Origin of the sequence: Labrenzia sp. C1B70, assembly GCF_000475395.1 — a bacterium.
Lineage (GTDB): Bacteria > Pseudomonadota > Alphaproteobacteria > Rhizobiales > Stappiaceae > Roseibium > Roseibium algicola.
Genome location: NZ_AXCE01000012.1, coordinates 391,302 through 416,204, shown reverse-complemented (window position 1 = coordinate 416,204; position 24,903 = coordinate 391,302). Strand labels below are relative to the sequence as shown.

The 24,903-nt window shown below is 60.6% G+C and carries 24 protein-coding genes; 15 read left to right on the top strand and 9 right to left on the bottom strand.

Going from position 1 to position 24,903, the window contains the following annotated elements; all coding sequences use genetic code 11:
* Position 1 precedes the first annotated feature (1 nt).
* The 5 genes from Q666_RS50200 to Q666_RS50180 form a co-directional block, all read right to left on the bottom strand.
* The gene (locus Q666_RS50200; RefSeq protein WP_023000766.1) at positions 2–1,543 is read right to left on the bottom strand and encodes an ABC transporter substrate-binding protein; all 1,542 of its coding nucleotides are present in this window, start codon (positions 1,541–1,543) and stop codon (positions 2–4) included.
* Between the two features lie 5 nt (positions 1,544–1,548).
* The gene (locus Q666_RS50195; RefSeq protein WP_023000767.1) at positions 1,549–2,427 is read right to left on the bottom strand and encodes an ABC transporter permease; all 879 of its coding nucleotides are present in this window, start codon (positions 2,425–2,427) and stop codon (positions 1,549–1,551) included.
* The gene (locus Q666_RS50190) at positions 2,428–3,366 is read right to left on the bottom strand and encodes an ABC transporter permease (protein WP_023000768.1); all 939 of its coding nucleotides are present in this window, start codon (positions 3,364–3,366) and stop codon (positions 2,428–2,430) included. It lies immediately after the preceding gene.
* A gap of 327 nt (positions 3,367–3,693) precedes the next feature.
* Positions 3,694–4,128, bottom strand: a complete 435-nt coding sequence (lysM, locus tag Q666_RS50185; RefSeq protein WP_023000769.1) for a peptidoglycan-binding protein LysM — start codon at positions 4,126–4,128, stop codon at positions 3,694–3,696.
* Between the two features lie 155 nt (positions 4,129–4,283).
* Positions 4,284–5,144 (bottom strand): DMT family transporter, encoded by an 861-nt coding sequence (locus Q666_RS50180; protein WP_023000770.1) that lies wholly within the window; start codon positions 5,142–5,144, stop codon positions 4,284–4,286.
* Positions 5,145–5,404: 260 nt separating this feature from the next.
* Here Q666_RS50180 and Q666_RS50175 point away from each other — a divergent pair, with 260 nt between their 5' ends.
* The 6 genes from Q666_RS50175 to Q666_RS50150 all read left to right on the top strand — a co-directional run bounded on the left by Q666_RS50175 (position 5,405) and on the right by Q666_RS50150 (position 11,148).
* Positions 5,405–6,796: a PLP-dependent aminotransferase family protein gene (locus tag Q666_RS50175; RefSeq protein ID WP_023000771.1), complete on the top strand. Its 1,392-nt coding sequence runs from the start codon at positions 5,405–5,407 to the stop codon at positions 6,794–6,796.
* A 148-nt stretch (positions 6,797–6,944) separates the two neighbouring features.
* Complete coding sequence (locus tag Q666_RS50170) at positions 6,945–7,712, top strand: glutaredoxin family protein (RefSeq protein WP_023000772.1); 768 nt, start codon at positions 6,945–6,947, stop codon at positions 7,710–7,712.
* A 207-nt stretch (positions 7,713–7,919) separates the two neighbouring features.
* Complete coding sequence (locus tag Q666_RS50165; RefSeq protein ID WP_023000773.1) at positions 7,920–8,261, top strand: metalloregulator ArsR/SmtB family transcription factor; 342 nt, start codon at positions 7,920–7,922, stop codon at positions 8,259–8,261.
* Positions 8,258–9,184: an SRPBCC family protein gene (locus tag Q666_RS50160; protein ID WP_023000774.1), complete on the top strand. Its 927-nt coding sequence runs from the start codon at positions 8,258–8,260 to the stop codon at positions 9,182–9,184. Before Q666_RS50165 ends, Q666_RS50160 begins: the two co-directional genes overlap by 4 nt.
* 204 nt (positions 9,185–9,388) lie before the next feature.
* Positions 9,389–10,375: a D-erythronate dehydrogenase gene (gene denD, locus Q666_RS50155; RefSeq protein WP_023000775.1), complete on the top strand. Its 987-nt coding sequence runs from the start codon at positions 9,389–9,391 to the stop codon at positions 10,373–10,375.
* Positions 10,372–11,148 carry an SDR family oxidoreductase gene (locus Q666_RS50150; protein WP_023000776.1) on the top strand — a complete coding sequence of 259 codons (777 nt, stop codon included), beginning with the start codon at positions 10,372–10,374 and terminating at the stop codon, positions 11,146–11,148. The genes denD and Q666_RS50150 overlap by 4 nt, the downstream gene beginning before the upstream one ends.
* Before the next feature lie 40 nt (positions 11,149–11,188).
* Here Q666_RS50150 and Q666_RS50145 read toward each other — a convergent pair whose 3' ends face one another.
* Positions 11,189–12,109 (bottom strand): LysR family transcriptional regulator, encoded by a 921-nt coding sequence (locus Q666_RS50145; protein WP_023000777.1) that lies wholly within the window; start codon positions 12,107–12,109, stop codon positions 11,189–11,191.
* A 149-nt stretch (positions 12,110–12,258) separates the two neighbouring features.
* Between Q666_RS50145 and Q666_RS50140 the strand changes: the two genes are divergently transcribed.
* Positions 12,259–12,825, top strand: coding sequence for a hemerythrin domain-containing protein (locus tag Q666_RS50140; RefSeq protein WP_023000778.1), 567 nt, complete (start codon positions 12,259–12,261; stop codon positions 12,823–12,825).
* 75 nt (positions 12,826–12,900) lie between these two features.
* The gene (locus Q666_RS50135) at positions 12,901–13,941 is read left to right on the top strand and encodes a glutathione S-transferase C-terminal domain-containing protein (protein ID WP_023000779.1); all 1,041 of its coding nucleotides are present in this window, start codon (positions 12,901–12,903) and stop codon (positions 13,939–13,941) included.
* Between the two features lie 49 nt (positions 13,942–13,990).
* On the opposite strand, the gene Q666_RS50130 is transcribed toward Q666_RS50135, so the two are convergent.
* A complete protein-coding gene (locus Q666_RS50130; RefSeq protein WP_023000780.1) occupies positions 13,991–15,016 on the bottom strand; it encodes an AraC family transcriptional regulator in 1,026 nt (341 codons plus the stop codon).
* Positions 15,017–15,258: 242 nt separating this feature from the next.
* Between Q666_RS50130 and Q666_RS50125 the strand changes: the two genes are divergently transcribed.
* The 7 genes from Q666_RS50125 (at position 15,259) to Q666_RS50095 (ending at position 23,669) form a co-directional block, all read left to right on the top strand.
* Positions 15,259–16,605: a lycopene cyclase family protein gene (locus Q666_RS50125; protein ID WP_023014535.1), complete on the top strand. Its 1,347-nt coding sequence runs from the start codon at positions 15,259–15,261 to the stop codon at positions 16,603–16,605.
* Positions 16,602–18,167: a quinohemoprotein amine dehydrogenase subunit alpha gene (peaA, locus tag Q666_RS50120; protein ID WP_031269205.1), complete on the top strand. Its 1,566-nt coding sequence runs from the start codon at positions 16,602–16,604 to the stop codon at positions 18,165–18,167. Before Q666_RS50125 ends, peaA begins: the two co-directional genes overlap by 4 nt.
* Before the next feature lie 17 nt (positions 18,168–18,184).
* Positions 18,185–19,621 (top strand): quinohemoprotein amine dehydrogenase maturation protein, encoded by a 1,437-nt coding sequence (gene peaB, locus Q666_RS50115; protein ID WP_023000783.1) that lies wholly within the window; start codon positions 18,185–18,187, stop codon positions 19,619–19,621.
* Positions 19,618–19,950, top strand: a complete 333-nt coding sequence (gene qhpC, locus Q666_RS50110; RefSeq protein WP_006932572.1) for a quinohemoprotein amine dehydrogenase subunit gamma — start codon at positions 19,618–19,620, stop codon at positions 19,948–19,950. The genes peaB and qhpC overlap by 4 nt, the downstream gene beginning before the upstream one ends.
* Positions 19,951–19,986: 36 nt before the next feature.
* Positions 19,987–21,078 (top strand): quinohemoprotein amine dehydrogenase subunit beta, encoded by a 1,092-nt coding sequence (gene peaD, locus Q666_RS50105; protein ID WP_023000784.1) that lies wholly within the window; start codon positions 19,987–19,989, stop codon positions 21,076–21,078.
* Between the two features lie 174 nt (positions 21,079–21,252).
* Positions 21,253–22,995, top strand: a complete 1,743-nt coding sequence (locus tag Q666_RS50100; protein ID WP_031269209.1) for an ABC transporter ATP-binding protein — start codon at positions 21,253–21,255, stop codon at positions 22,993–22,995.
* On the top strand, positions 22,992–23,669 hold the full coding sequence (locus Q666_RS50095) for a hypothetical protein (protein ID WP_023014534.1): 678 nt from the start codon (positions 22,992–22,994) through the stop codon (positions 23,667–23,669). The genes Q666_RS50100 and Q666_RS50095 overlap by 4 nt, the downstream gene beginning before the upstream one ends.
* A gap of 218 nt (positions 23,670–23,887) precedes the next feature.
* Here Q666_RS50095 and Q666_RS50090 read toward each other — a convergent pair whose 3' ends face one another.
* Together Q666_RS50090 and fdhD are read right to left on the bottom strand one after the other, a co-directional pair.
* Positions 23,888–24,091 (bottom strand): formate dehydrogenase subunit delta, encoded by a 204-nt coding sequence (locus tag Q666_RS50090; protein WP_023000787.1) that lies wholly within the window; start codon positions 24,089–24,091, stop codon positions 23,888–23,890.
* Entirely contained in the window at positions 24,081–24,899 is an 819-nt protein-coding gene (gene fdhD, locus Q666_RS50085; protein ID WP_023000788.1) for a formate dehydrogenase accessory sulfurtransferase FdhD, read from the bottom strand. The genes Q666_RS50090 and fdhD overlap by 11 nt, the downstream gene beginning before the upstream one ends.
* Between the last annotated feature and the right edge of the window lie 4 nt (positions 24,900–24,903).

Here is a 24,903-nt window from a genome sequence, read left to right as displayed (position 1 = left end):
GTTACTGTTTGCTGACGGCCTTGAAATTGTAGAAGAAGCCGGAAGGATGGACCTTGTAGCCACTGACGTTCTCGCTAGAGGCAGCTACATAGATCTTGTGTACCAGAGGGATGATCGGCGCGTCGGTCTGCAGGATTTCCTGTGCCTTGGCGTAGGTTTCCAGAGCTTCCGGACCTTCTTCCAGCGTGCGGCCCTTGTCGACAAGCGCGTCGAATTCCGGGTTCGCCCAGTTCTGGTAATTGAGGCCCGCCTTGGAATGGAACTGCGACTTCAGGTGCAGATCCGGATGACCGGTCATTTCCGGGGTCCAGAAGACGACGGAAACGTCATAGTCGCTCTGCTTGACGAGATCGAGCATGCCTTCCCAGGTGTACATTTCCAGCTTCGTGGCAATGCCCTGCTGCTGCAGAAGTGCGGCCATTGTCTCGCTGATCGTGGCCATTTCGGCGCGGCTGGAATAGCTGAGGATACGCAGGCTCAAAGGCTCGCCGTCCTTCTGCCATGTGGTGCCGTCTTTCTCGTAACCGGCCTCGGTCAGAAGCCCGGCTGCTTTTTCCGGGTTGAAGGAATAGGCTGAAAGCTCCGGTGCGGCCCACGGGAATTCCGGCGGAAAGAAAGTCCAGGCCGGCTTGCCGATGCCGTCAAGCGCCCCTTTGACCAGGATTTCCCGGTCAACCATCAGGTTGACCGCCTGGCGGACCTTCGGATCATGCAGTACGCTGTTTTCACCGGCATTGAATGCGCCGTAATAGAGACCGGCACTCGGCTCGGCATAGACTTCGAACTTCTCGTCGGCCTTCATGCGTTCCACATCGGAAGGCAACAGGTGGACGACGAAGTCGACCTCGCCGGTTTCCAGCGCCAGCGCGCGGGCATTGTGGTCCGGGATGTAGCGGTAGACGATTTCTTCCAGCTTGGGTGCTTCGCCCCAATAGTCATCGTTGCGTACAACGGTGGTGCGGTCCTGCTTCTGGTACTCCTTGAACACCCAGGGACCGGTGCCGACAGGCTTCACGAACTCGCCGTTCTCGTCGAACGACGCCTTGCCGTAGATGACGGTGATGGCGTCGGTCAGCTGGTTGGGCAGGGCTGTGAAAGGTTCGTTGGTCTCGATTTCCAGTTCGAGGCCGGATACGGCGCGGATTTCCTTGATGTTGAGCAGGTCGGATGCATAGGGCAGCAACGCGATCACACGCTCCAGCGAGAACTTTGCGGCTTCCGCGTCGAAAGCGCTGCCGTCATGGAAGGTGACGCCGTCGCGCAGTTGGAAGCGCCAGACATTGGGGGAAACGCGTTCCCAGGACGTGGCAAGACCGGGCACAAGTTTCATGTCGAAATCGAGCTTTACCAGAGTGTCCAGTATCTCGCTTTCGTTGAAGAACCGGCTGCGGCGCGGTTTCATCGACAGCGGCAGGGCTTCCCACATGGTGGCAACGGTCAGTGTTGAACTGCCTTCGGCCTGCGCCGGCATGTGCGGCAGGTTCAGCATGGCGGCCGTTGCCACGGAAACGGCAAGACGGCCCAGGGTTCTGCGGGAGATCATGAGGATCAGCTCCTTGGTTTGAGGATTGTTTTTCGAAAGGTCAAAAGGTTGGTGTGGCGGGCGCGCATCCGGTCGCCGATGCCGTCGCCCAGCAGGTTCACCAGCATGACGAAGGCGGTGATCGTCAGGCCCGGGGCGAGGACGAGATGCGGATGGCTGCGCATGTGGTTGCGCGCATCGGCGATCATCCGGCCCCATTCGGCTGTTCCAGGTTCCACGCCAAGGCCAAGGAAGCTGAGCCCGGCAAAGGCGAGGATGACCCAGGAGAGCGAATAGGCGGCCATGGTCAGGAGAGGCGCCGTAATGTTCGGCAGCAGATGGCGATGGACAATGCGTTTGCGTGACGAACCGAGCGCTTCAGCCGCCTGCACATAAAGTTTGGCACGTTCCACCAGGATCATGTTGCGCACCAGCCGGGCATATTCGGTCCAGTGCACGGCAGTGAGCGCCAGAAGCACGACGGCAAGTCCAAGACCCATGACACCGGCGATGATCATGGCAATCGCCAGTGCTGGCAGGACAGAAAGTCCCTCGCAAAAGCGCATCAGAAGCTGATCCGGCCAGCCGCCGAGATAGCCGGCGATGCAGCCGAGCAGCGTGCCGGTGAGCGCGGACGCCAGCACCACCAGCAGGGCCGCGCCGGTTGTGAGGCGGCCGGCGTAAAGGAGGCGGGAAAAGACGTCGCGGCCCATCTGGTCGGTTCCCAGAAAATGCTGCCAGCCCGGGGGCGCAAGACGGTTCAGGATGTCTATCTGGTCCGGCGGATAGGGCGCTGCGAGCGGTGCCAGCACGATCAGAAGTATGAGAAGGGCCAGCAGTCCTGCACGCGTTTCTCGGCTCTGTGCATCAGGTCTTGTCTGAAACAGGCGTCGGGATCTTGCCATTCAGATCGCCTCCTGAACGCGCGGGTCAGCCAGCGTCACCAGGTAATCGACGAGGAGATTGATGATGATGTAGCCGCAGGCGATCACCAGGAAGCAGATCTGGATCAGCGGGTAGTCACGGTTCAGCAGCGAAGCGACCAGCAGGCTGCCGATGCCTGGCCAGGCGAAGATCGTTTCCACGATGATCATGCCGTCGAAGGCGCGGGCGAATTGCAGCCCGGTCAGGGTCAGGAGCGAAGGCAGGATGTTGGGCAGGGCGTGATGCAGCAGGATCCGCGTCTGGCTGAGGCCCTTGGCCTTGGCCGTGCGGATGTAGGCATGGTGGAACTCGTCTAAAAGCCTGGCCCGCACGAAGCGCGCAATCACGCCGGTCATGGTGGTCGCGATGACCAGCGTCGGCAGCACCGCATGTGCAATCGTGCCGTGGCCCGAGCTCGGCAGCCAGCCGAGCGTAAGCGAGAACAGAAGCGCCAGCAGCAGCGCGTACCAGAAATTGGGAATGGACAGGCCGGCAACGCTTGCCGCCGCCAATAGACGATCCGCAAGGCCGCCGGCGTGATAGGCACAAAAACAGCCGATCGGCACTGCAAGGACAAGGGCAAGGCCGATCGACAGCAGTGCCAGGATCAGTGACTGGCGTATCCGCAGCAGGATATCGGTGGAAACGCTTTCTCCGGTAACGAAGGAAGTACCGAGATCCCCTGTCAGCACATTGCCAAGCCAGCGCAGGTATTGAACGGGCAGGGGATCGTCAAAGCCGTTTTCGGCTGAAAATCGCTCGACCGCAGCCGCATCCGGCAAGGTGCCGTCCATCTGGGACAACAGCAGTACTTCAGCAAAATCCCCCGGCAACAGGCGCAACAGGGCGAAGCCGGCAACGGACACCAGGAACAGCAGTATTACCGATTGGACAAGCCTGTGGCTCAGCCGGCGCACCATCCGAAAACCGCCCCAAATCCACTAAATGAGAAAACTTGAGCTTTATAATCATAATATTACGGGTGGTGTCGAGGCTGGTTTGTAAAAAACTTGAAAAAAATACTCAGATTTCCATTCGGCAGTTTTGTGCTGCTGTTTGAAAAGCGGAAAAGTCGAGGGCGCAGCTGCAAGATTGCCCCAGACGTATTGCGACCGGGCGTCTCGGAAAATATACCTGGAGAGAGGTTCTGAGCGGTGCCGGCCCTGCGGGCGGACATGGAGTGCAAAGGGTAATTGCCGGAAAAGGAGGCAAGCCACGGGGACGCCGTGGCTTGCGGAAATTCGGTCTTAGAGAGCGGGGATGCGCAGCACCTGACCCGGATAGATCTTGTCCGGATCGGACAGCATCGGCTTGTTGGCTTCAAAGATCGCCTGGTACTTTGCGCCGTTGCCATAGGCTGCCTCGGCAACCTTCCAGAGCGTATCGCCCTTGACCACCGTGTGGAACTTGGCTTCCGGTTCGCTGCTCTCGACGGTGATTTCTTCCTCGACCTTGGAAATGCCAAGCACGTTGCCGACGGCAAGGATCAGTTTTTCACGGGCTTCCTGGGTAGGTGCGGCGCCTGCGATCTTGACGGTGTCGCCGCTGACTTCAACCTTGACGTCGCCATCGAGACCGAGGTCGGCAACTTCCTTTTCGATGGCTCCAGCGCTTGCTTCCGGCGCTTCGTCATCGCCGAACAGCTTCTTGCCCGCATCCTTCACGAAATCAAAGAAACCCATGTCATTTTTCCTTTAAGTCAATTCAGCCGAAATCCGCCGGTACGCCCCTGCGGAGGCAATTTCACGATACGGAACCATATTGCAAAATTCTCCGGGGGGCGGAAGCGAATTCCGGTTGGGAAAGACGTGTGCGGCGGGCCGGAAAAAAAGAGGCTTCAGGCGAAGCGCTTGGCGCCGGCAACGCAGCCCACCACCAGGGTGGTGACGAGGAGCATGGTTGAAGACACCGGTTCATGCAGCAACAGGCTGGCCAGCATCAGCCCGAAGAAGGGCTGCAGCAGTTGCAACTGGCCAACACCTGCAATGCCGCCGATGGCGAGGCCCCGGTACCAGAAGATGAAGCCCACAAGCATCGAGAAAATCGAGACGTAGCCGAGCCCGACCCAGGCGGGCATTTCGATGCCTGTCAAACTGTCCGGCCATGTCAGCAGTGCAAGCGTTCCCATGACGGGAAGCGAAAGGGCAAGCGCCCAGGAAATGACCTGCCAGCCGCCAAGGCGGCGGGAGAGGGCGCCACCTTCTGCATAACCGAAGCCGCAGACAATGACCGCCGCCAGCATCAGGAGATCTCCCTTGAGTGAAAGGTCTGCACTTTGTGACAGCGCATAGGCGCCGACAGCTGCGCTGCCTGTACAGGAGAATACCCAGAACAGGGGCTTTGGGCGCTCCATCCCGCGCAACATGCCGAACAGGGCGGTCGCCAGGGGCAGAAGGCCAATGAAGACAATCGAATGGGCTGCAGTGACATGTTGCAGCGCAAGCGCCGTCAGCAGCGGAAAGCCGACGACGACACCGGCCGCAACAATCAGCAGCGAGATCACGTCGCGCCGCTCCGGCCGGGCCTGCTGCAGCACTAGCAGCAACGCAATGCCAAGGAGCGCCGCGACAACGGCACGGGCGGACGTCAGGAACATCGGGTTGAAACCACTGAGCGCAACCCGTGTTGCCGGCAGGGAGCCACTGAAAATGAGGACGCCCAGGAGCCCGCTGCCCCATCCTGCCATCGATGCCTGCATATCTGGTCTTTCTGCTGTCTTGTTTTTCAAGGTTCACACGCGTGTCAGGTAGGCTGCGGCATCCGTCCTGCGCTCTTGCGAAGCCGAGAAGCAGGCAGACATAGCGAGGCTTGCCGAACGTAGCCCCTTCCTGAACGTCCATGACGACACGTTGCAGGGGCAGGAATAATCCGGCGGGGCTGGTCAGGACAGAGACAGTGCAATACAATTTTGCGAAACTGTACTGTACACACTTGCCATACACTTCAGCGGACAAACGAATGGAACAGGACACACGGACGGCCGCGGTAATGGAAGCCGTCAAGCGGAAAATCGCCAGCCGTTTGCTGCAACCGGGTGAAAAGTTGCCGTCTATTCGTGGATTTGCCGCGACCATGCGGGTGTCGCCGTCAACAGTCGTGACCGCATACGACAGGCTGGCGGCAGAGGGCATCATTTATGCCCGTCGAGGCTCCGGCTTTTATGTTGCCGATGCCGCTCGTCCGTTCTCGGTCGCCGACGTCGGACCGCAGCTTGACCGGGAAATCGACCCGTTCTGGGTGTCGCGCCAGTCGCTCGATGCCGGGCCGGATGTTCTGAAACCCGGCTGCGGCTGGCTGCCGGCGGACTGGATGCCAAGCGAGGCCATGCAGCGTGGCTTGCGAGCGCTGGCGCGTACCGGCGGTGGCCACCTGTTCGACTATGGCGAAACACGGGGTGCTTTGAACCTGCGCCACCTGCTCGCCCGGCAGTTCTCGGAGGAAGGCCTTGAGGTGAACCCGGGCCAGGTGCTGCTCACGCCATCGGGAACACAGGCCATCGACCTCATTTGCCGCTTCTTTTTGCAGCCGGGCGACACGGTTCTGGTCGATGACCCGTGTTACTTCAACTTTCAGGCGCTGTTGAAGGCGCACAGGGTGGAGGTTGCCGGTGTGCCGTTCACGCGCAGCGGACCGGATACCGAGCTGTTCGAAGAAGCGCTGACCCGGCACAAGCCCAAGCTCTACATCACCAATTCCGGCCTTCACAATCCCACCGGCGCGACGATCTCGCCCCAGGTTGCGCACAAGGTCCTGAACCTTGTGACAGCCCACGGCCTGGTGGTGATAGAAGACGATATTTTCGGCAGCTTTGCGCCAGAGCCCCTGTCGAGCCTCGCCGTTCTCGATGGACTGGAGCGTGTCATCCGCATCGGCAGCTTTTCCAAGACCCTGTCTGCCTCCGTGCGCTGCGGTTACATTGCCGCTCGAACGGACTGGATCGAGGCTCTTGTTGACCTGCAAGTGGCCACCAATTTCGGTGGCCCGGGACCGGTTGCGAGCGATCTTGTCTATGGCGTCCTGAGCGACGGCAGTTATCGCAAGCACATGGAAGCCTTGCGGGTGCGCCTTGCGAAGAAGCGGCGCGAGGTTGCCGGTAGGCTGGAGCGGCTCGGTATTACGCCCTGGCTCAGCCCCAAGGGTGGCTTTTATCTCTGGTGCAGTTTGCCGGCCGGCCGGGATGCCGCCGCCATTGCCCGCTCCGCGCTGCGCCGGAACGTCGTGCTCGCCCCCGGCAACGTCTTCAGCGTTTCGCAGACGATGACCGGGTTCCTGAGGTTCAATGTCAGCCAGATGGGCGAGGGCCAGGTTTATGACGTGCTGGAAAGCGCGATGAAGCCAGCTGGAGGCTGAGCCTCGCAACCATCCGTGGCTCGCCGCGTTTGCCTGTCAGAAAACTTCAGCCGGCCGGTGCGGAACAGGCATGCTCGCGCAATCAATATCATGTCGAAGTGAGTGGTCGTTTCCCGGTCGGGCCGCGTTTGACTGAGGAGCTTTTCCGATGAACGGCACTGACGAGCAAAAGACCGCCAGGCTTTACCGAATGGTCATGCCCGGGCACATCTGTCCCTATGGCCTGAAATCGAAGGACCTTCTGGAACGGCAGGGCTTCGAGGTTGAAGATCATCACCTCACCACCCGTGAGGAGACAGACGCCTTCATGGAAAAACACGGCGTCGAGACGACCCCACAAACCTTCGTCGGCAACAAGCGGATCGGGGGCTATGACTCCTTGCACGTCTATTTCAAACTTGATCCGCCAGAGGAAGAGCGTAGCGACACGACCTATCGGCCCGTGATCGCCATCTTTTCAGTGGCCCTGCTTCTGGCGCTTGGCCTCTCCTGGCATCAATATGGAACCCTGCTCAGCTTGCGGGCCTTGGAATGGTTCGTGTCGCTTTCCATGACAATCCTCGCAATCCAGAAGCTGCAGGACGTGGAGAGTTTTTCCACGATGTTTCTGAACTACGACCTGCTGGCGCGGCGCTGGGTTCCCTATTCCAGGATCTATCCCTATGCCGAAGCCTTCGCCGGTATCCTGATGACGGCCGGTGCATTGGTCTGGCTGTCGGCGCCGGTTTCCTTCTTTATTGGCCTGATCGGCGCTATCAGCATATTCAAGGCGGTCTATCTGGAGAAACGGGAACTGAAATGCGCCTGCGTCGGCGGCAGTTCTTCCGTTCCGCTCGGCTTTGTTTCATTGACCGAAAGCCTGATGATGACGGCCATGGGGCTGTGGATGCCGGCTCGGGTTTTGCTGATGGGATGACGGGGTGCGAAGTACGTTGGCTACTATTTTCAGGGGGATGGACGGCAGAATGGCCAGTTTCGTCCTTGCCGCTAGTTTTCAGAGTTCGCTTCTAAATATATGATTTGAAGGCATTTTTTCTGTCATGTTGACTGTTTCAGGCTAAAACTTAGCCAATTGACGAAGTTTTTTCTTGCGTCTGATGTGAATTTCGAAATACTTAGCAATATGGCTAAGCATGATCCTGATCTCTCCCTGTTGTTCCACGCGCTGTCCGACCCGACGCGCCGCGCGATGTTGACAAGGCTCGCAAGTGGCCCGGCGCGGGTGACGGACCTCGCGGAGCCGACCGGGCTGAAGCTGCCGACGGTCATGAGGCACCTTTCCGTGCTGGAGGAGGCAGGTTTCATCACCACCGCCAAGGATGGACGCATACGCACCTGCGCCATCGTTCCGGAGGCCATGGAGCCGGTGCGGACATGGATCGATGAACAGCGCGCCATCTGGGAGGCCCGCCTCGACAGGTTGGATGCGTTTGTAATGAACGTGATGAAGGAGAACGGAGAATGACGCAGAGCGTGGTTCTGAACAACACTGCCTCCAACGCGGCTGGCGAGGGAAGAAACGGATTTGCGACGCTTTTCTTCGAGCGCGACATGGCCGCCCCTGCCGAAACCCTCTGGCAGGCCTGGACCGCTCCGGCGGCAAGGGCTGTCTGGGCGGCACCGTCACCCGCCGTTACCGTGGAATTTCTCGAAGCCGACACCAGGGTGGGCGGACGCGAAATTTCGCTCTGCAAGGTGGATGGCCAGCCGGATATGCGCTGCGAATGCGGTTGGCTGGACCTTCAGCCACCTCTGCGCAGCGTGAATTACGAGGTGATTTCGTGCGAAGGAGAAACTCAGTCCGTCGCGATGGTTACGGCGTCGATCGCGGATCTGGGTGAAAGCAGCCGCTTGTCCGTGACCGTGCAGCTTTCCTCGCTGGCCGCGAATATGGAAGGCGGATATCGGGATGGCTTCAATGCGGGCCTGGACAACCTGGCAGGCGCTGCCGAGCGCACGATGATCTTGCAGCGGGTGATCCGTGCACCACGATCCGTTGTCTGGGGTGCCTGGATGAACCCCGAAACCCTGTCGCAATGGTGGGGGCCGGACGGCTTTTCCTGCCGCACCACCCGGATTGATCTGCGCGCAGGCGGCGAGTGGGTGTTCGACATGATCGCACCTGACGGTACGGTTTTTCCGAACCACCATCTCTATACGGACGTTCGGCCAAACGAACGGCTCAGCTATACGCTGCTCTGGGGCGAGAATGGCCCGAAGCATGCCGACGCCTGGGCCTCGTTCGAGGAAGAGAACGGCGCAACGAAGGTCACGCTCGGCATGGTCTTCAGCACTGCTGCGGAATTCCAGGAAGCCAAGGGTTTCGGCGCTGTGGAACTTGGACAGCAGACATTGGGCAAATTGGAAAACTTCATCAAGGCGGGTTGAGCCACCGCGTTGTCCCCCTGATTTGCGCAAGCGGCTCAGGGGGATCACTTTTATTGCGGGCCGCTCACTGGCCGAATGTAAAGTCTTTCAGGTTGTGTTTCGGCCGGGAGAACACCTTTCCGCTTAATCCGCCTTGCCCTTCCGTCCAATCTCCGCAAGTCTCCCGAGGAACGTTCGTGCCATCAAGTTCCGCGGAGACCCTCCATGCATGTTCTCGTCATCGGCGCTGCCGGTATGGTTGGCCGCAAGCTGGTTGAAAAGCTGGCTGCGCAGCCGGAGGTTCTTGGTTTTGAAGTGTCCCGGCTGACGCTGGCCGATGCTGTTTCGCCAACCGTACCAGCGGCGCTGCCCGGTATTGCCGAGGCAGTCACCGTGGATCTTTCGAAGGCAGGAGCCGCCCGGACGCTGGTCGCTTCGCGCCCCGATGTCATCTTTCACCTGGCGGCGATCGTCTCCGGCGAAGCGGAGCAGGAGTTTGAAAAGGGCTATGCGGTCAATCTCGACGGCAGCCGCGAATTGTTTGAGGCGATCCGGATCGAAGGCGCTCGCGAGCCGTATTTTCCGAAGGTGATCTTCGCATCGTCGATTGCAGTGTTCGGTCAGCCGTTTCCCGAAAAGATCGGCGATGAATTCTTTACAACGCCACTGACAAGTTACGGCACGCAAAAGGCAATCACCGAGCTTCTGCTGGCCGACTATTCCCGCAAGGGCTTTTTCGACGGCATAGGCCTGCGCCTGCCAACCATCTGCATTCGCCCGGGCAGGCCAAACAAGGCGGCCTCGGGGTTCTTCTCCAACATCATGCGCGAACCGCTTGCCGGGCAGGAAGCTGTTTTGCCGGTGGATGACAGCGTACGCCACTGGTTTGCCAGCCCACGTGCCGCGGTCGGCTTTTTCGTTCATGCCGCACGGATGGACGCTGCTGGGATCGGTCCACGCAGAACGGTCACGCTGCCGGGGCTTTCCGCCACTGTCGGGGAGCAGATCGAGGCCTTGCGGCGGGTCGCGGGGGAAAAAGCTGTCAGGCTGATCCGCCGGGAACCGGATGAGGCAATTGCACGGATCGTTGAGGGCTGGCCGAGGAATTTCGATGCCAGGCGTGCGCTGGAGCTTGGGTTCCAGGCGGAAACAAGCTTTGACGACATCATCCGCATACATATCGAAGATGAACTGGAAGGCAGAAATCCATGACCGCAGACGGATTTGACGTGAAGGGAAGGATCGCGCTTGTGACCGGTGGCGGCACGGGGGTAGGCAAGGCAGTTGCCGCTGGTTTGAGCCGCGCCGGCTGGCGGGTTCTGATCACTGGCCGCCGCAAGGATGTCCTGGAAAAGACTGCGACCGAACTCTCCCGCAACAGCGGCAATGAAGTCTCTTGGATTGCCGCGGATGTCGGTGACCCGGCATCTGTGAAGGCGCTCTTTGACGAGATCTCGAAGACTTTCGGCAGGCTCGATCTCCTGGTCAACAACGCAGGGATCTCGAATTCGTCCGTTCCACTGGAAGATATTTCTTTCGAGGAATGGAGCGCTGTCGTGGCTGCAAACCTGACTGGTGCCTTCCTGTGCACCCAGCAGGCCTTCCGGCTCATGAAGGCGCAGGAACCAAGAGGCGGGCGCATCATCAACAACGGTTCGATTTCGGCCACGACGCCAAGACCGAATTCGGCTCCCTACACCTCGACCAAACATGCCATTACCGGCCTGACGAAATCGGCCGCACTGGATGGACGTCCCTTCGATATTGCCTGTGGCCAGATCGACATCGGCAACGCGGCCAGTGACATGACGGCCAAGATGAGCGGTGGTGTCCTGCAGGCAAATGGCGAAACCGCTTCCGAGCCGACCATTGATCCGGCCCACGTCGCCAATGCCGTCACCTACATGGCCAGCCTGCCGCTGGATGCCAATGTGCTGACGTTGACGGTGATGGCAACCGGCATGCCGTTCGTGGGGCGTGGCTGATCGAGACTTCGCGCTGCAAGGGGTTCAGTGCGGAAGGGTTTCAGTCCGGGGCAGGGACTTGCGGCTCGTTGCCAAGGCCGGAAAGACAAGCTGCCCGGATCTCCTCCGCAAACAGGCGCATGCGACGGTTGAGACGACGTTCGCGGGCGTGGAGCAGATAGATGCCCCATGCCGGCACAGCGATGTCCGGTAGCAGGGGCACCAGCTGTCCGGCTGCCAGTGCGCCCGTCACGATGAAATCCGGCAGCCGGCTGATGCCATGCCCTAGGATGGTTGCATCCAGCAGGAACGCGCCACTGTTGGAATTGAGTGCGGGCTGAAACTCAAGTTGCTGGCGCTTTCCTTTTTGCGTTTGGAACTCCCAAACGGTCCGCCTGGCCCAGCCGAAATGAAGAAGCCGGTGCTGCTGCAGATCTTCGATCGATTGCGGTGCAGGGTGCTGGCGCAAGTAGTCGGGGCTGGCAAAGAGGCAATGCTCCACGGTGCCCAGTTTCAGCGTGATCGCATCTTCGGGCCGCGTTTCGGTGATACGGATCGCAAAGTCGTAGTTCTCTCTGGCCAGATCGACCAGCCGGTCATCGAAATCCACGGTCAGTTGGATATCCGCGTGGCGAGCCTGGAAATCGATCAGCGCCGCATTGAGGAAACCGTGGCCGAAATCTCTGGGTATGGAAATCGACAAGGGCCCGGAAGGGGCTGTTCCGCTGCTCAGGAAATCGTCCTCGATGTCGTCGACATCGCTGACGACGCGGCTCGCGCGTTGAAAGAGTTCGCGCCCGGGCTCGGTCAGGTCCCAATGGCCGGGCGAGCGGTCGACGAGACGGGTCCCATAGCGATCTTCCAGGAGGGACAGGCGACGGCTGACGGCCGACTTGGCAATGCCGAGTTCTCCAGCGGCTTTCGAGATGCTGCCACTGGCAACCACCTGAACGAACAGGCGCAGGTCTTCTATCTGTCCCAAGTGTTCTCCAAATCAGAACGTTGATCTCTGATTTTGATATCTGGTTATGAAATTTGCAACTTCCTATCTGTGGCAAGACCTGAAGTGCCGGACCGTTTCACGCCAGGTGCCTTCTTATCCGGCCCGCCAACAATCAGATTGGAAACGTCATGAACGCAGATATTGAAATTCGCACCACGGAAATGCCCGCGGACATGCGCATTCTGCTGGATGCGTATCCGCGCGATACCTGGGAGGCACATCCCGGTTTCAAGGAGAAAACCAGCAACTGGCTGGGGGCACATGTGATGTTCCGGCAGTTGGCGGAACTGGTTCGTCTCGAAACGGAAGCCTATCTGGAGAAGCTGAGAGACCCGGACGATTTTGCTGCAAGGCTCTCTCGTTACGGCGATCTGCTGGTACGCAATCTCCATGGCCACCACACCTGGGAAGACAAGAGCTACTTTCCGGAACTCTGTGAGGCCGACCCGCGTTTCGAGAAGGGACTGGAGATCCTGGAGAAGGACCACGGGGCGCTGGATACGATGCTGTTCCAGCTCTCGCGAACCGCCAATCGCGCCATCAAGCTGGTCCAGCTGGACGAAGCGCAGGCGCGCGAGGAAGCCGGCAAGCTGCAGCCGGTAACCGGGACGATTGAAAGCCTGCTGGCGCGCCACCTGAGTGATGAAGAGGAACTGGCAGTGCCGATCATTCTTCACCATCGCCTGCGCGGATAACAGCAACAAGCGGCCGGGTGCGATTTTGCTCCCGGCTGCTAGTTGGTTCTAGACTGACAGCCCCGGAGGAAGACGATGCCCAAGCCGAATGCCGATTTGTCCAAGGAAGAAAACCAGTCTGATGCGGCCGGCCGACGTGCGCAAGGAGAGTTCGTGCGCGGCGTGAGCGGCTTTCGGTCTGCTATCGGCGATGCGGATTTCCCGGCCGAACCCGGGAGATATCATCTGTTTGTGGCGCTCAATTGCCCCTGGTGCCACCGTGTAACGCTTGCCCGAAACATCCTCGGGCTTCAGTCCGGCGTTTCCATGGATGTCGCCTTTCCGGGCCGGACTGAAAAAGACGATCCGGCAGGGGAGAACCTTTGGGAATTCAATCCCGGACGGATTGCGAGCCTGACGGGGACGCCCTTGCCGGAATGCACTGAGGAAACGGCGACGGGCGAGGGGCTGCGCCTGGTGCAACAGATATACCGCGCCGAAGGATCTGATGAACGATCCGTCCCGGTTCTTTACGACAAGAAGCAACAGCGCATCGTCAACAACGAAAGCGCCGAGATCATCCGCATGCTCAACGCGCATGCCGGGGCGCTGGGCAGTGCGATTGTCCAGGAAAAAAGGCCTGACCTTTATCCGAACGATGTGGATTTGCAGTCGGAGATCGATGCCCTGAACGAGGCAATCTACACACGCATAAACAATGGCGCCTACAAGGCCGGGTTTTCTTCCGACCAGAGCGTCTATGCGGCAGCATACGAAAGTTACTTCACCATGCTGGCAGAGCTGGAAGACCGGCTGGCAGCGAATGGTGGACCGTTTCTCACCGGGGAGAGCTTTACGGAAGCCGATCTGAGGCTGTTTCCGACGCTTTATCGGCACGACCCGGTCTATTTTGTGCGCATGAAGTTGAACGGCGCGCGGATCCTGGACTATCCCAATCTCTGGCATTGGCTGTGCCGGGTGCATGCATTGCCGGGTGTTGCCGACAGTTCTTCACTTGTCCATTGCAGGCAGGGGTATTTCGGGCGCTCCTGGAACAACGTCGTGCCGCTAGGGCCGTTCCGGCCAATGCCTTATCCGCAGGCCTATTCGCATCCCGAACTTGCAGGGGCGCCGTAAGTGGCGTGGAGGCGAGATACGTGTCGTTGGTCTGTCTTTCAGGCGTCAGCTACCGCGCAGGCGTTCGGCCGTAGCTTTGCCGATACTGCTTCGGCGTCATGCCGGTCTTGCGCTTGAACGCCCGCTCGAAGGCGGTCTGGTCGGAATAGTCCAGTTCGAAAGCGATCTGCGCCAGGGAATGACTGGTGTCGACAAGGGCATGGCGGGCTATGCGGTAGCGGCAATCGTCCAGAAGCGTGGAGAAGCGCAAGCCTTCCTCACCCAGATGTCTGTGCAGACTGCGGCGCGACAAGCCGAGGCGCCGGGCAACGGCTTCCTGGTCGGACGTCCCGGCGCCGAGCCCTTCGTAGATGGCTGTGCGTGTGCGTGCGGTCAAAGACTTGGTGCGGGCCTTGTTGGCAAGTGCCTCGCTCAAGCTGGCAAGGGCGTTGCGATGGCCACCGCCACTGTCGCGTGGCATTGGGGCGGACAGGACCTTTTCTGGAAAACTGAGCGCGTTCGTTTCACAGTCGAACAGGCAGAAGCTGCCCGCGGTTTCCGCCCAGATCGACAGCGGGCGCGCCGCCGTGTGTTCGAAGCAGATGAGGTCCGGTTGCCAGTTGGGTCCGGCACCACGCCGGATGAGCTCTGTCAGGACGGAAAGCGTGAATTCCGCATCCTGCCTGCGCGGCCAGATATCCGGATTGAGGATACGGTAGGTGAGGGTGGCAACGCCGTCTTCGACGGTCAGCTGCAGATCCGTCTCGCTCTGGATGAATTTGATGAAGCGTTCGAACGTTCGCAACGCAGAACCGACGGTGGACGCAGTCAGAAGGGCTTCGCCCAGTTCGCCGAGGTCGTGAAGGTTGAGCCTGGGGCCAGATTGCCAGCCGATGCCGGGTTGGCCAAGCATGGCGGCGCCGTGCTCGTAGATTTCGACAAACGCATAAAGCGGGATTTCGAAGTGTGCGTCCTGCCAGGCGTCGACAGGCACGCCGCTCTGGCGTCCCAGAGCTGCCGGCTCCAGCCCCTTGTCGATCAGCATTGACTGCAGACCGCTCAAGGCGCCTGCGATGATCGTGGCACCTGTTGGCATGACCCCCGCCTCTCCCGAAAGTCCCGCTTGGCCCACCTGCCGCAGTAAACGGTAAGTGGAAGCTTCAACTACAGCAGAGTTCCGGAGTTGTTGCAATTGACCAGTTCGGGATTTCAATAGGCCGGCAAAGATTGGCCGAAATTGTCGAGAAGTACGAAAAAGCCCTCTCTCTAATGGCAGGTACAGAGAGATCCGGTTCAGCACCTTGAAAACTTGGGCGTCCGGACGAGGGAACAGATTTGGTGACCTGCATCGATGTGGCAGTGGCCGGCGGTGGACCCGCCGGTGCATTCACAGCGCGTGAGCTGGCCTGTGCCGGGCTCAGCGTGCTCCTGATCGACCCGGCAACCTGCCGGCCCAGGCTGGAAGGCCTCGGGGAGCGGGTGGCGCAGCTTCTTATTGCCAAGGGACTTGGCAACACGCTGGGTGCTGCCAGCGACCCCTTACCCCGACACGTGACATGGGCTGGCCTCACCGGAACGGCCAATGGCGAGCGGCTGGTTCGACGCCATGTCTTCGACGAGGCCTTGAGGCGTGCAGCCATTGAGGCAGGCGCACAGACCCGGCAGGCGCGCCTTGGCCGGATCCTGAAATCCGACGAACAGCAGGGCGTCGTGTTGAAGCTTACGACTGGTGAGGAGGTTCGCGCACGCCTGTTGATCGACGCACGCGGACGGCAGACTTCTACCGCCCAGCGCCTCAAGGGACCGCAAACCCTGGCAATTGCAGGACTGGCCACGCAAGCTGCAGGTGCCGCCGGCACCCATGTGGAGGCCACCCCTGAAGGCTGGCTCTGGGTGGCGGAAGATCCGGGTTTTGGCCGCTGGCTGCAGATTTCCGTTGGCGCGGATGATCTCGCTGGAGCCGGACAAGCAGCCTTGCGGGACCGAATGGCCCGTTTCCTTTCCCAGGACCAACTTGCTGGCCGCTTCTCTGACCTCGTCTTCCAGGATCCATTGATTGCCCGCTCGGCTGGTCTTGTTCTGGCAGCTCCCCGGTTGAAGCTGCCGGTCATCCCGGTTGGCGATGCCGCGGTTGCTATCGATCCCTTGTCCGGGCACGGCCTGTTCTGGGCCCTGTCGTCCGCGCTTTCTGCGGTGCCGAGCGTGTTGACCATTGTCGAGAACCTGGATGAAGGAAGCCATCTTGCCACCCGGTTCTACCGGGACCGCGTCGTGGAAACCTTCTGGCGTCAGGCACGAACCGGGCGCGATTTCTACCGGTTGGAAACAGGCCTTTCCGGCAATCCTTTCTGGGCGGAACGGGGCTCATGGCCGGATGACGAACCTTCCCATCCGACCGTGTTCGAGACCAGCCTGCACAAGCGCGTTGTCGTCGAAAATAACCGCCTGGTCGAGCGCGAAGTGCTGGTGACGCCGCAGGATCCCGGCGGCGTTGCTTATGTCGCGGGCATTCCAGTGGGCGACTTGAAGCCTTTCTTTCCGTCTTCCGCCTTGGCGCAGCCACCGCCAGGCGCACCGTCTCCCGCGCTCAAGGCCGCCTTCGGCTGGCTTGAGAGTCGCGGACTACTGCAAGGCTCGCTGAGCCGCACAAAACAACAGCAGACCAAAACGAGGGAAACAGCATGATCAAACGAATGCTAAAGGGGCATCTGGCCGGCCTTGCCGGGCTCATGCTTCTGATGCCTCTTCCGGCGGGGGCGCAGGACGGTGCCACGCTTCTGGAAGAAAATTGCAGCGGCTGTCACATGGCCGACGACAATGGTGCGCTCAGCCGCATCAGCGGTCAGCGAAAGACGCCGGAAGGCTGGTTGATGACCATCGTGCGCATGCGGCTCTTCCATGGCATGGAAATAGAGCCTGCCGTGCAGAGCGAGCTGGTGCACTACCTATCGGACACGCAAGGTCTTGCCCCCAGCGAGACCGAAGGGCTGCGTTACGTTCTGGAACGTGAACCTGCGCATATGGAAGAGGTCGAGGCCCCGCTCGGCGAAATGTGCTCTCGTTGCCATTCAGCCGCTCGTTTCAAGCTTCAGCGGCGCACACAGGAGGAATGGGCGCTCCATATCGATTTCCATGTCGGTCAATGGCCAACACTGGAATATCAGGCGCTCGGGCGTGATCGTGAATGGCTGAAACTGGCCCGCGAGGAAGTGGTGCCGCTATTGGCCGAGCGCTATCCGCTCGAGTCCGACGCCTGGAACACGTGGCTGGAGGCACAGAAGCCGGAGGCCGCTGGAGGCTGGGTGTTCGCAACCAGCCTGCCGGAGAAGGGCGAGGCCTATGGCACGCTTGAGGTTTCCGGTGACAGCCAGCCCTATACGGTTTCCGGTACGCTGATGACCGTCGGTGGCGAGGAGCTGACTCTTTCCGGCAAGCTGAACGTCTATACCGGCTACGAATGGCGCGCCAACCTGGACATTGGCGGAACGAAGTACCGGCAGATCCTGGCGATCTCCGAAGACGGCAGCAGCCTGAGCGGCCGCCAGTTCCTGCATGCCGAAGACAGCCTCGGCGGCGCGTTCAGGGCGGCCAGGGCTGGCGGTGCTCCTGCGATCGTCGGCGTCGTTCCGTCCACGGTTCCGGCCGGTAGCAGCGCTACGGTCCAGATCGTCGGCACAGGGCTTGGCGATGTTGCCCTCAGCGGTGCGCTTGAAGCCACCGGCGGCGCTACCAACGCCTATGGATCCGCAATTGAAGTCTCTCCCGCGGCGGATACCGATGGCCTGATCACCGTTGCGTCCAGAGACGCCACCACGGATGAGACGCTGGCGGTCTATAGCCATGTCGACAGCCTCAAGGTGGAGCCGGCCTTTGCCGTTGCCCGTGTCGGCGGCGGTGGCGGGTCTGCCGGCAAGGTTCCCGCCCGCTTCGATGCGGTCGGTTACTGGAATGGTCCGGACGGTCAGCCGGGGACCGAGGACGATATCCGCATCGGCTCCGTGCCGGCATCCTGGTCGGTTGCGCCTTTCAACGAAGAGGCCGAGCACCTGAAAGATACGGAATATGCAGGCGTGATGGATGAAACGCTCGGCATCTTCATGCCTGGCGTTGCAGGTCCGAATACCGAGCGTCCGTTCTCCACCAACAATGCGGGCAATCTGAAGGTGCTGGCAACCAGCGGCGAGGCGACCGGCGAAGGTCAGCTCATCGTCACGGTGCAGCGCTGGAACGATCCCCCGATTCGCTGAAACAGGAGTTTGTAATCATGGGATATCTCTTTTTTCAGCCGCAGAATGCGCACCGGGTCGAAGTGGACGGACGCCATCTGCTCTTCCATGTGCCGACGACATCTCTGTTCGAGATCGACCGGCTCGACAATGACGTGATCGACCTCTTCAGAGACCGGACCAGGGTTTCCGAAGCCGATGTCCGGGAACGGTTCAGCGGCCGGGTCGATCCGCTCGAGGTGACAGAGCGGATCCGTTCGTTTCTCGATCTCGACATCATCACCGACGGCCGCCCGCCCCGGGCGGAACGGCCGCCTATCCATATCCAGAACTTCCCGCTGACGACGATCGTTCTCAACGTCAACACGGGCTGCAATCTTTCCTGCACCTATTGCTACAAGGAAGATCTGGATACGCCGTCCAAGGGCCGGCGCATGGCGTTCGAAACGGCGAAGCGCTCGATCGAACTATTGCTGGCGGAAAGCCCCGACCGGGACAGCTACAATGTTGTCTTCTTCGGCGGCGAACCGCTCAGCAACCTGGCCCTGATCAAGGAAGTTGTTGCCTATGCGGAAGACCGCTTCGGCAATCTCGGCAAGCGTGTCGACTTTACCCTGACGACCAACGCGACGCTGCTGACCGAGGAGATCGTCGACTGGCTCAATGCCCACCGGTTCGGTCTGACCGTTTCGATGGACGGGCCGAAGGCGCTTCACGACAAGAACCGCAAGACAGTCGGTGGCAAGGGCACCTACAACGTCGTTGCCTCCAAGACCAGGATGCTGCTGGAACGCTACACCTCCCGCCCGGTCGGCGGGCGAGTGACGCTGACCCATGGCGTGACTGCCGTCTACGAGATCTGGGATCACCTGAAAAACGAAATCGGCTTTCATGAAGTCGGCTTCTCGCCGGTGACCTCCGGTCCCATCGCGCCGTTCAACCTGACCGGCGACGAGCTTCAGACAGTGTTCGACGAGATGAAACGGCTCGGACGGCACTACCGCGATGAAGCGCTTCTTGGCCGCAACATCGGCTTTTCCAACATGCACCAGCTCATGAACGACCTTTACGAAGGCCGGTCAAAGGCACTGCCTTGCGGGGCAGGGCTCGGCATGCTGGCGGTTGATCACGAGGGCGGTCTCAATCTCTGCCATCGGTTCACCGGGTCCGACATGGAGACCTATGGCACGGTCGACGGCGGCATCGAAAAGCAGAAGCTCGCCCGTTTCATCGAGGACCGGGCGGATCGCACCGACAAGGGCTGCTCCACCTGCCGCATCCGCAACATCTGCGCGGGTGGCTGCTACCACGAGAGTTACGCCCATTTCTCCGATCCGATGAAGCCGACCTACCACTATTGCGACCTCATGCGCGACTGGGTGGATTTCGGCATTGGCGTCTATGGCGAGTTGATCGCCGGGGCTCCGGCCTTCTTTTCGGATCACATCATGCCTCGGAGGGCATTCGGCAAATGAGACACTTGAAACCCCTGAACCAGAAAGCCGACCGCGTCGTCACTGCGGTTGAAACCGACAAGATGGACGAAGTGCGGGCCATGCAGACCGTGGTCGTGGGCTGCACATCGACCCTCGATCCCGGCTGGGAAGTCGACCCGTTCGGCGGTGTCGCCGCCCTGTGCCAACCGATGGAGGCCGATCTTTACGGCTGCTCGGACCCTTGCTGGTGGCCGGCCCAGGTGCCGGACACCATCAATTCCTATCGGGACTGGAACGCCGATGCCGACAATGCCGGAAAGGACTGGCGCTCGCTCGGAACGGTTTTCCCGTCCGACAGCGAAACCTGACCGGCAGACGCCCTTCAAGATATTCGGAGAAACCCGATGCGAAACCTTATTGCTGCGGCAAGCGCAGCCCTGGCCTTGAGCCTTACCGCTCTGCCGGCCCTCGCCAAGGATCTGATTGTTACGGCCGCAAAGCCCGACCGGCTTTACGTGATCGACGCCAAGGCACGGACGATAGAGACCGACTGCAAGCTCGACTTCAACCTGATCCCCGGTGTCATTGTCGTCTCGCCCGACAACAAGATCGCCTATATCCTCGGCAATCGCTGGGAGGATGTGTTCGGTATTGACCTTTCCACCTGCGAGACGGTGTTTTCCGCGCATCAGTCAGAAAGCGACATCCGGCGCAAGTCGATCGCCTCGCTGGCCGTCTCCAAGGATGGCAAGGAGGTCTACACGGTGCGCAATCCGGTTCGGCTGCTTGCCGACCGATACGAGGTTCTTGAACCGGAAATTGCGGTCTATGAGACAGCAGCCGGTCTTGACGCCAAACCGGCCCGCACGTTCCCCAGCCCGCGCCGCATGACGGTGATGGCAACTGGGCGTGACGGCATGCTCTATGCCGCCGGGCACGAGATCTATGCGATTGACCCGAAGACCGGCGAAATCTCCATCAAGATCAAGAATGCCACCTGGGACCGGCCGACCTATTCTCCGCCGGACGTCCTTGCCTTCTGGCCCATCGGTACACAGGCAGACGAGTTCATGCTGCTTTATTCGGCCGCCAAGTTCACCGACGAGTCGATGAGCGAGATTGCCGATTTCGTCTGGGGGTACCAGTCGGTCGATCTGACGACTGGGGAAAGCGATATCCAGGATTTCGCCAGCCTGGAAGTGATCATGTTCTCCGCCGTGCGTGACCCCAACGACAAGAGCAAGCTTTACGGTGTCTACACCCAGCTTTCCAAGCATGATGTCGAGAAGAAAGAGCTGATCAAGCGGGTCGACCTGCCACACACCTATTACTGTGTGAACATCTCGTCCGACGGCAAGGAGATCTATGTCGGCGGCACCAATGACGACATTGGCGTCTATGATGCAGAAACCCTGGAACGTATCGGTGAAATCCTCCTGCCTTCGGGCGGCGACATGGCCGCCGGTACGATGCAGGTGATCAGCACCGGAAGCTAGGAGAGAACCGAACCTGCGAGGATCCCGGTTGTCGTCCCGGTTTGCTGCGTCAGCGGCAAATCGGGACCCGGTATTCCTGGTGGCGACTGAAGTGCTCCAATCTCATTGCCGGTGATTACCGGGCCCCCGATTTCGCGGGGATGACAATGGGGAGGTTGCAAACAAGGAACACGGATGAAACAGGCAGTTTCCTTGAGAGGAGCAGACCGGGCCGGGACCATGTCGACCCGGCCTTCGCTGCTGCGTGGGTTGTTCAACCGGGTCTTCGGTACTCGTGAGGCGGCGTGGCTGGTGCCGCTGGTCGCGCCATACCGCTGGCCGCTGGCAATGCTGTTCCTGTTATCCCTTGTGGCGGCAGGTGCGGCGCTTGTGCCGCCTTACCTGACCAAGCTTGTCATCGACCGGGGACTGATGGCCGGCGACAAGCACGCGCTTGTGGTTTTTGTGGCCATCCTTTTTGGGGTTGGGCTGGCGGCACTGGCGCTGGGCGCACTGAATTCCTTGCTGCACCTGAGGTTTTCGGCAAGGTTGCTGAAGGACCTGCGCCGGTCGGCCGTAGACCGGATCCTTGCCCAGTCGCCCCGCTGGCAGGCGAAACAATCCATCGGCGAACTCATGAGCCGCCTTGATGGCGATGCCGGGGAAGTACAGCAATTCACGTTTGCCGTGCTGGTGAACGGCGGTGGCAGCCTTCTGAGACTGGTGGGCGGCCTGGTCATGTTGTTTGTGCTGGCGCCCAAGCTGGCTCTTCTTGCACTGGCACTGGCACCGGTCGAACTGTTGTTTTTCGCCCGTGCACGACCCGTCACCCAGGCGAAGGCAACTGAGGTACGGAAAGCGCGCGGTGTGCTGGCATCCGGGCTTGCGGAGACGATTACCGGGCTTTCCGCGCTGCGGGCGCTGAATGCGACCGGAGCTGCGGCAAAACGGATCGAAACACGGCAACAGGGCCTTGTCGCAGCATTGATGTCTGCTCAGATGTGGAACGAAGTAACGCGCGCGGTGCCGATGGTGCTGACGGCGCTCCTGCGTGGTGCGGTTTTTCTGGTTGGCGGGCTCGCGGTGATCGACGGCACCATGCCGCTCGGGTCCCTGATCGCCTTCACCGCCTATCTCGCCTTCCTGATCGGGCCGATGCAGTCGCTCATTTCCCTCTGGCACGGACAGGCGCGCATGAAAGCGGCGCTCGACCGGCTCGACCGGATCATGAGTGCCGTACCGGATGTCCAGGACCCGGTTTCACCTGTGCCACTGACTGCCGGTGGTGGTGAATTGGTGCTGGCAGGTGTTGCCTATGCACCGGATGGCGGCGTGCCGCTTTTTGAGAATGTTAGCCTCATCGTCCCCAAAGGACAGAAAATCCGGCTGTGCGGTCCGTCCGGCATCGGCAAGACGTCGCTTCTGTCGCTGCTTCAACGCCATGACGACCCGAAGGCCGGAACGATCCTTCTGGATGGTACGGACTTACGTCATCTCTCTCTTCAAGATCTCCGCACGGTTGTCGCCCTCGTGCCGCAAAAGGGGCATGTCTTTTCCGGAACGGTGGCGGACAATCTCTGTCTCGGGTCTTCTGAGGCAGCCGAGGAAGACATGCATGCCGTTCTGCAATTCGTGGAGCTGGAGGACCGGTTTTCTGGCAAGGGACTTGAAACGGCTCTTGGCGAGGGGGGGCTTGATCTTTCCGGCGGAGAACGTCAGCGGCTGTGTCTTGCCCGTGCCCTGTTGCAACCGTTCCAGGTGCTGATCCTGGATGAAAGCCTTTCGGAGGTTGATGCGGACCGGGTGTCACGGATCATGACCCGGATTGACACCCGATTTTGTGATCGTACCCGCCTTGTCGTCACGCATGGGGATGCGGAACGGTATGGGACCTTTGACAGTGAGCTGGTGCTGCAAGCAAGAGAGGTCGGGGTTTGATCAGGGTCGGGCTGATAGACGGCGCCTTGCCGGGGGACTGGCCGGGCCTGGTGGGACAGGAATGGTTCTGCAGGCCGGATGCCGCTGAACTTGCCTCAGGGCATGCGGAGGCGATGGCGCAGACCGTGTGCACTCATGCGGAAGATGTTTTGCTTCTCAACGCCGTTGTGTTTCCGGGGCAGCTTTCGACCACGCTTGACGCCATCTGCGCTGCCTTGAGCTGGTTGGCTGAGGATCCACCCGACATTGTCCTGTGTGCCTTCGGCATGGCGCGATCTTCCATCGAGATGTCGGTGGCAGTGGCTCGGCTACAGCAGGCGGGCAGTCTGATTGTCGGTTCTGCTCCGGCGCGCGGTGGTAACGCCTATCCGGCGGCAATTACAGGCGTCCTGTCAGTGCAGGGGGATGCCCGCTGTGGCCCTGCGGAGCTGTCAAAGTTGGATCTGCCGCAGGCCACCTTCGGTGCCTGTCCAATGGCTGCCGGGCGCGAGAATATTCGCGGCGCCAGCGCGGCGGCAGCGCATCTCGCCGGATTGCTGGCGAGATCGGTTCAGGGGTCTGAAACGAATGCCCTGGTCGGGTTGGAGACCTTTGTCCGTTACCGGGGGCGGGAACGGCGCGGGGATGGGGCGCTTGCGGGCAACGGAGCGGCCGGGGTATCTGCCGGCGGGTAGTCTTATTTGAAAAGAGGCCGGAGTTTGTGGCCCATCCTTCGAGACAGCGCTTCGCGCTTCCTCAGGATGACGTTGTATTTGTTGCGAAGCCGAAATCTCCCTTTCGACCTCATCCTGAGGAGGACCGTCAGGTCCGTCTCGAAGGATGGGGCCGCATATTCGCAGCGGCAGAATTTCCAAATTTCAGTATCGTGGCGAAGAAGAGGGAAACCCTCCTGTCAGAGCCTGCGCACGCTTTCCAGGACGACCGCGTCGAGACCGGCACCGCCGGCTTCCACATGGGCTCTTAACTGGTCGCGCATGCGCGGCTCCCAGAAGTCCTTCAAATGGTTCGCGACCTTCTCCGCCTGGTCAACGCCTGGCTGGGTCTTGAAGAAGGTGGCGATCTGGTTGGCCATATAGACCATCTTGTCAGGCGACATCTGCAACTCCGGATAAGACGCGCTCTGGATGCGCGTAAAGATCAAACCCGCCGTCCCTTGAAAATGCGGCGACCGTTATGCCGGCCTCGTCGGCGAGGCGGAGTGCGGTCGACGTCGGGGCCGAGGCGGCAATCAGGGCCGGGCAACCGGCGAAGGCGCATTTCTGCACCAGTTCCACCGACAGCCTGCTGGTGAGGACGAAGGCGCCGGTTGCGGGGGCGGTCCCGGCTTGGGCAAGGGCGCCGATCAGCTTGTCGAGCGCATTGTGGCGGCCAACGTCCTCGCGCGCCACGACCACGCCCTTGCCCGGTTGGAGGAAACCGGCGGCGTGGGTGGCGCGCGTCTGGTCCCGAAGCGGCTGAAGCCGGCTGAGCGCATCGGTTGCTCTGGCCACATCCAGGCGGGACAGGACTGTTGTTGCGTCGACCTTCGGCAATGGCCGCAGAGCCTGATCCAGACTTTCGATGCCACACAAGCCGCAACCAACCGGACCGGCCATGGCACGGCGACGGGCAAGAAGCCGTTTCGAGCGGTCTGCGCGTAACCAAAGTCGAGCCTCTATGCCGCGGTCATGAGAGACCTCCTCGACGGCTTCGATTTCGGTGACCGAGCTGATGATGCCTTCGCTCAGGGCAAAACCGACGGCGAAGTCGGCAATATCGCCCGGCGTTGCCATCATCACCGCCTGCGTGGTGCCATCAAAGACGAGCGCAACAGGGCTTTCCTCCGGCAGGCTTCTCGCGACCGCCACCTGGCCGTCCGCGTGGACGGCACGGCCGGGCATGGAGCGGGAGAGCGGACGATCCATCACC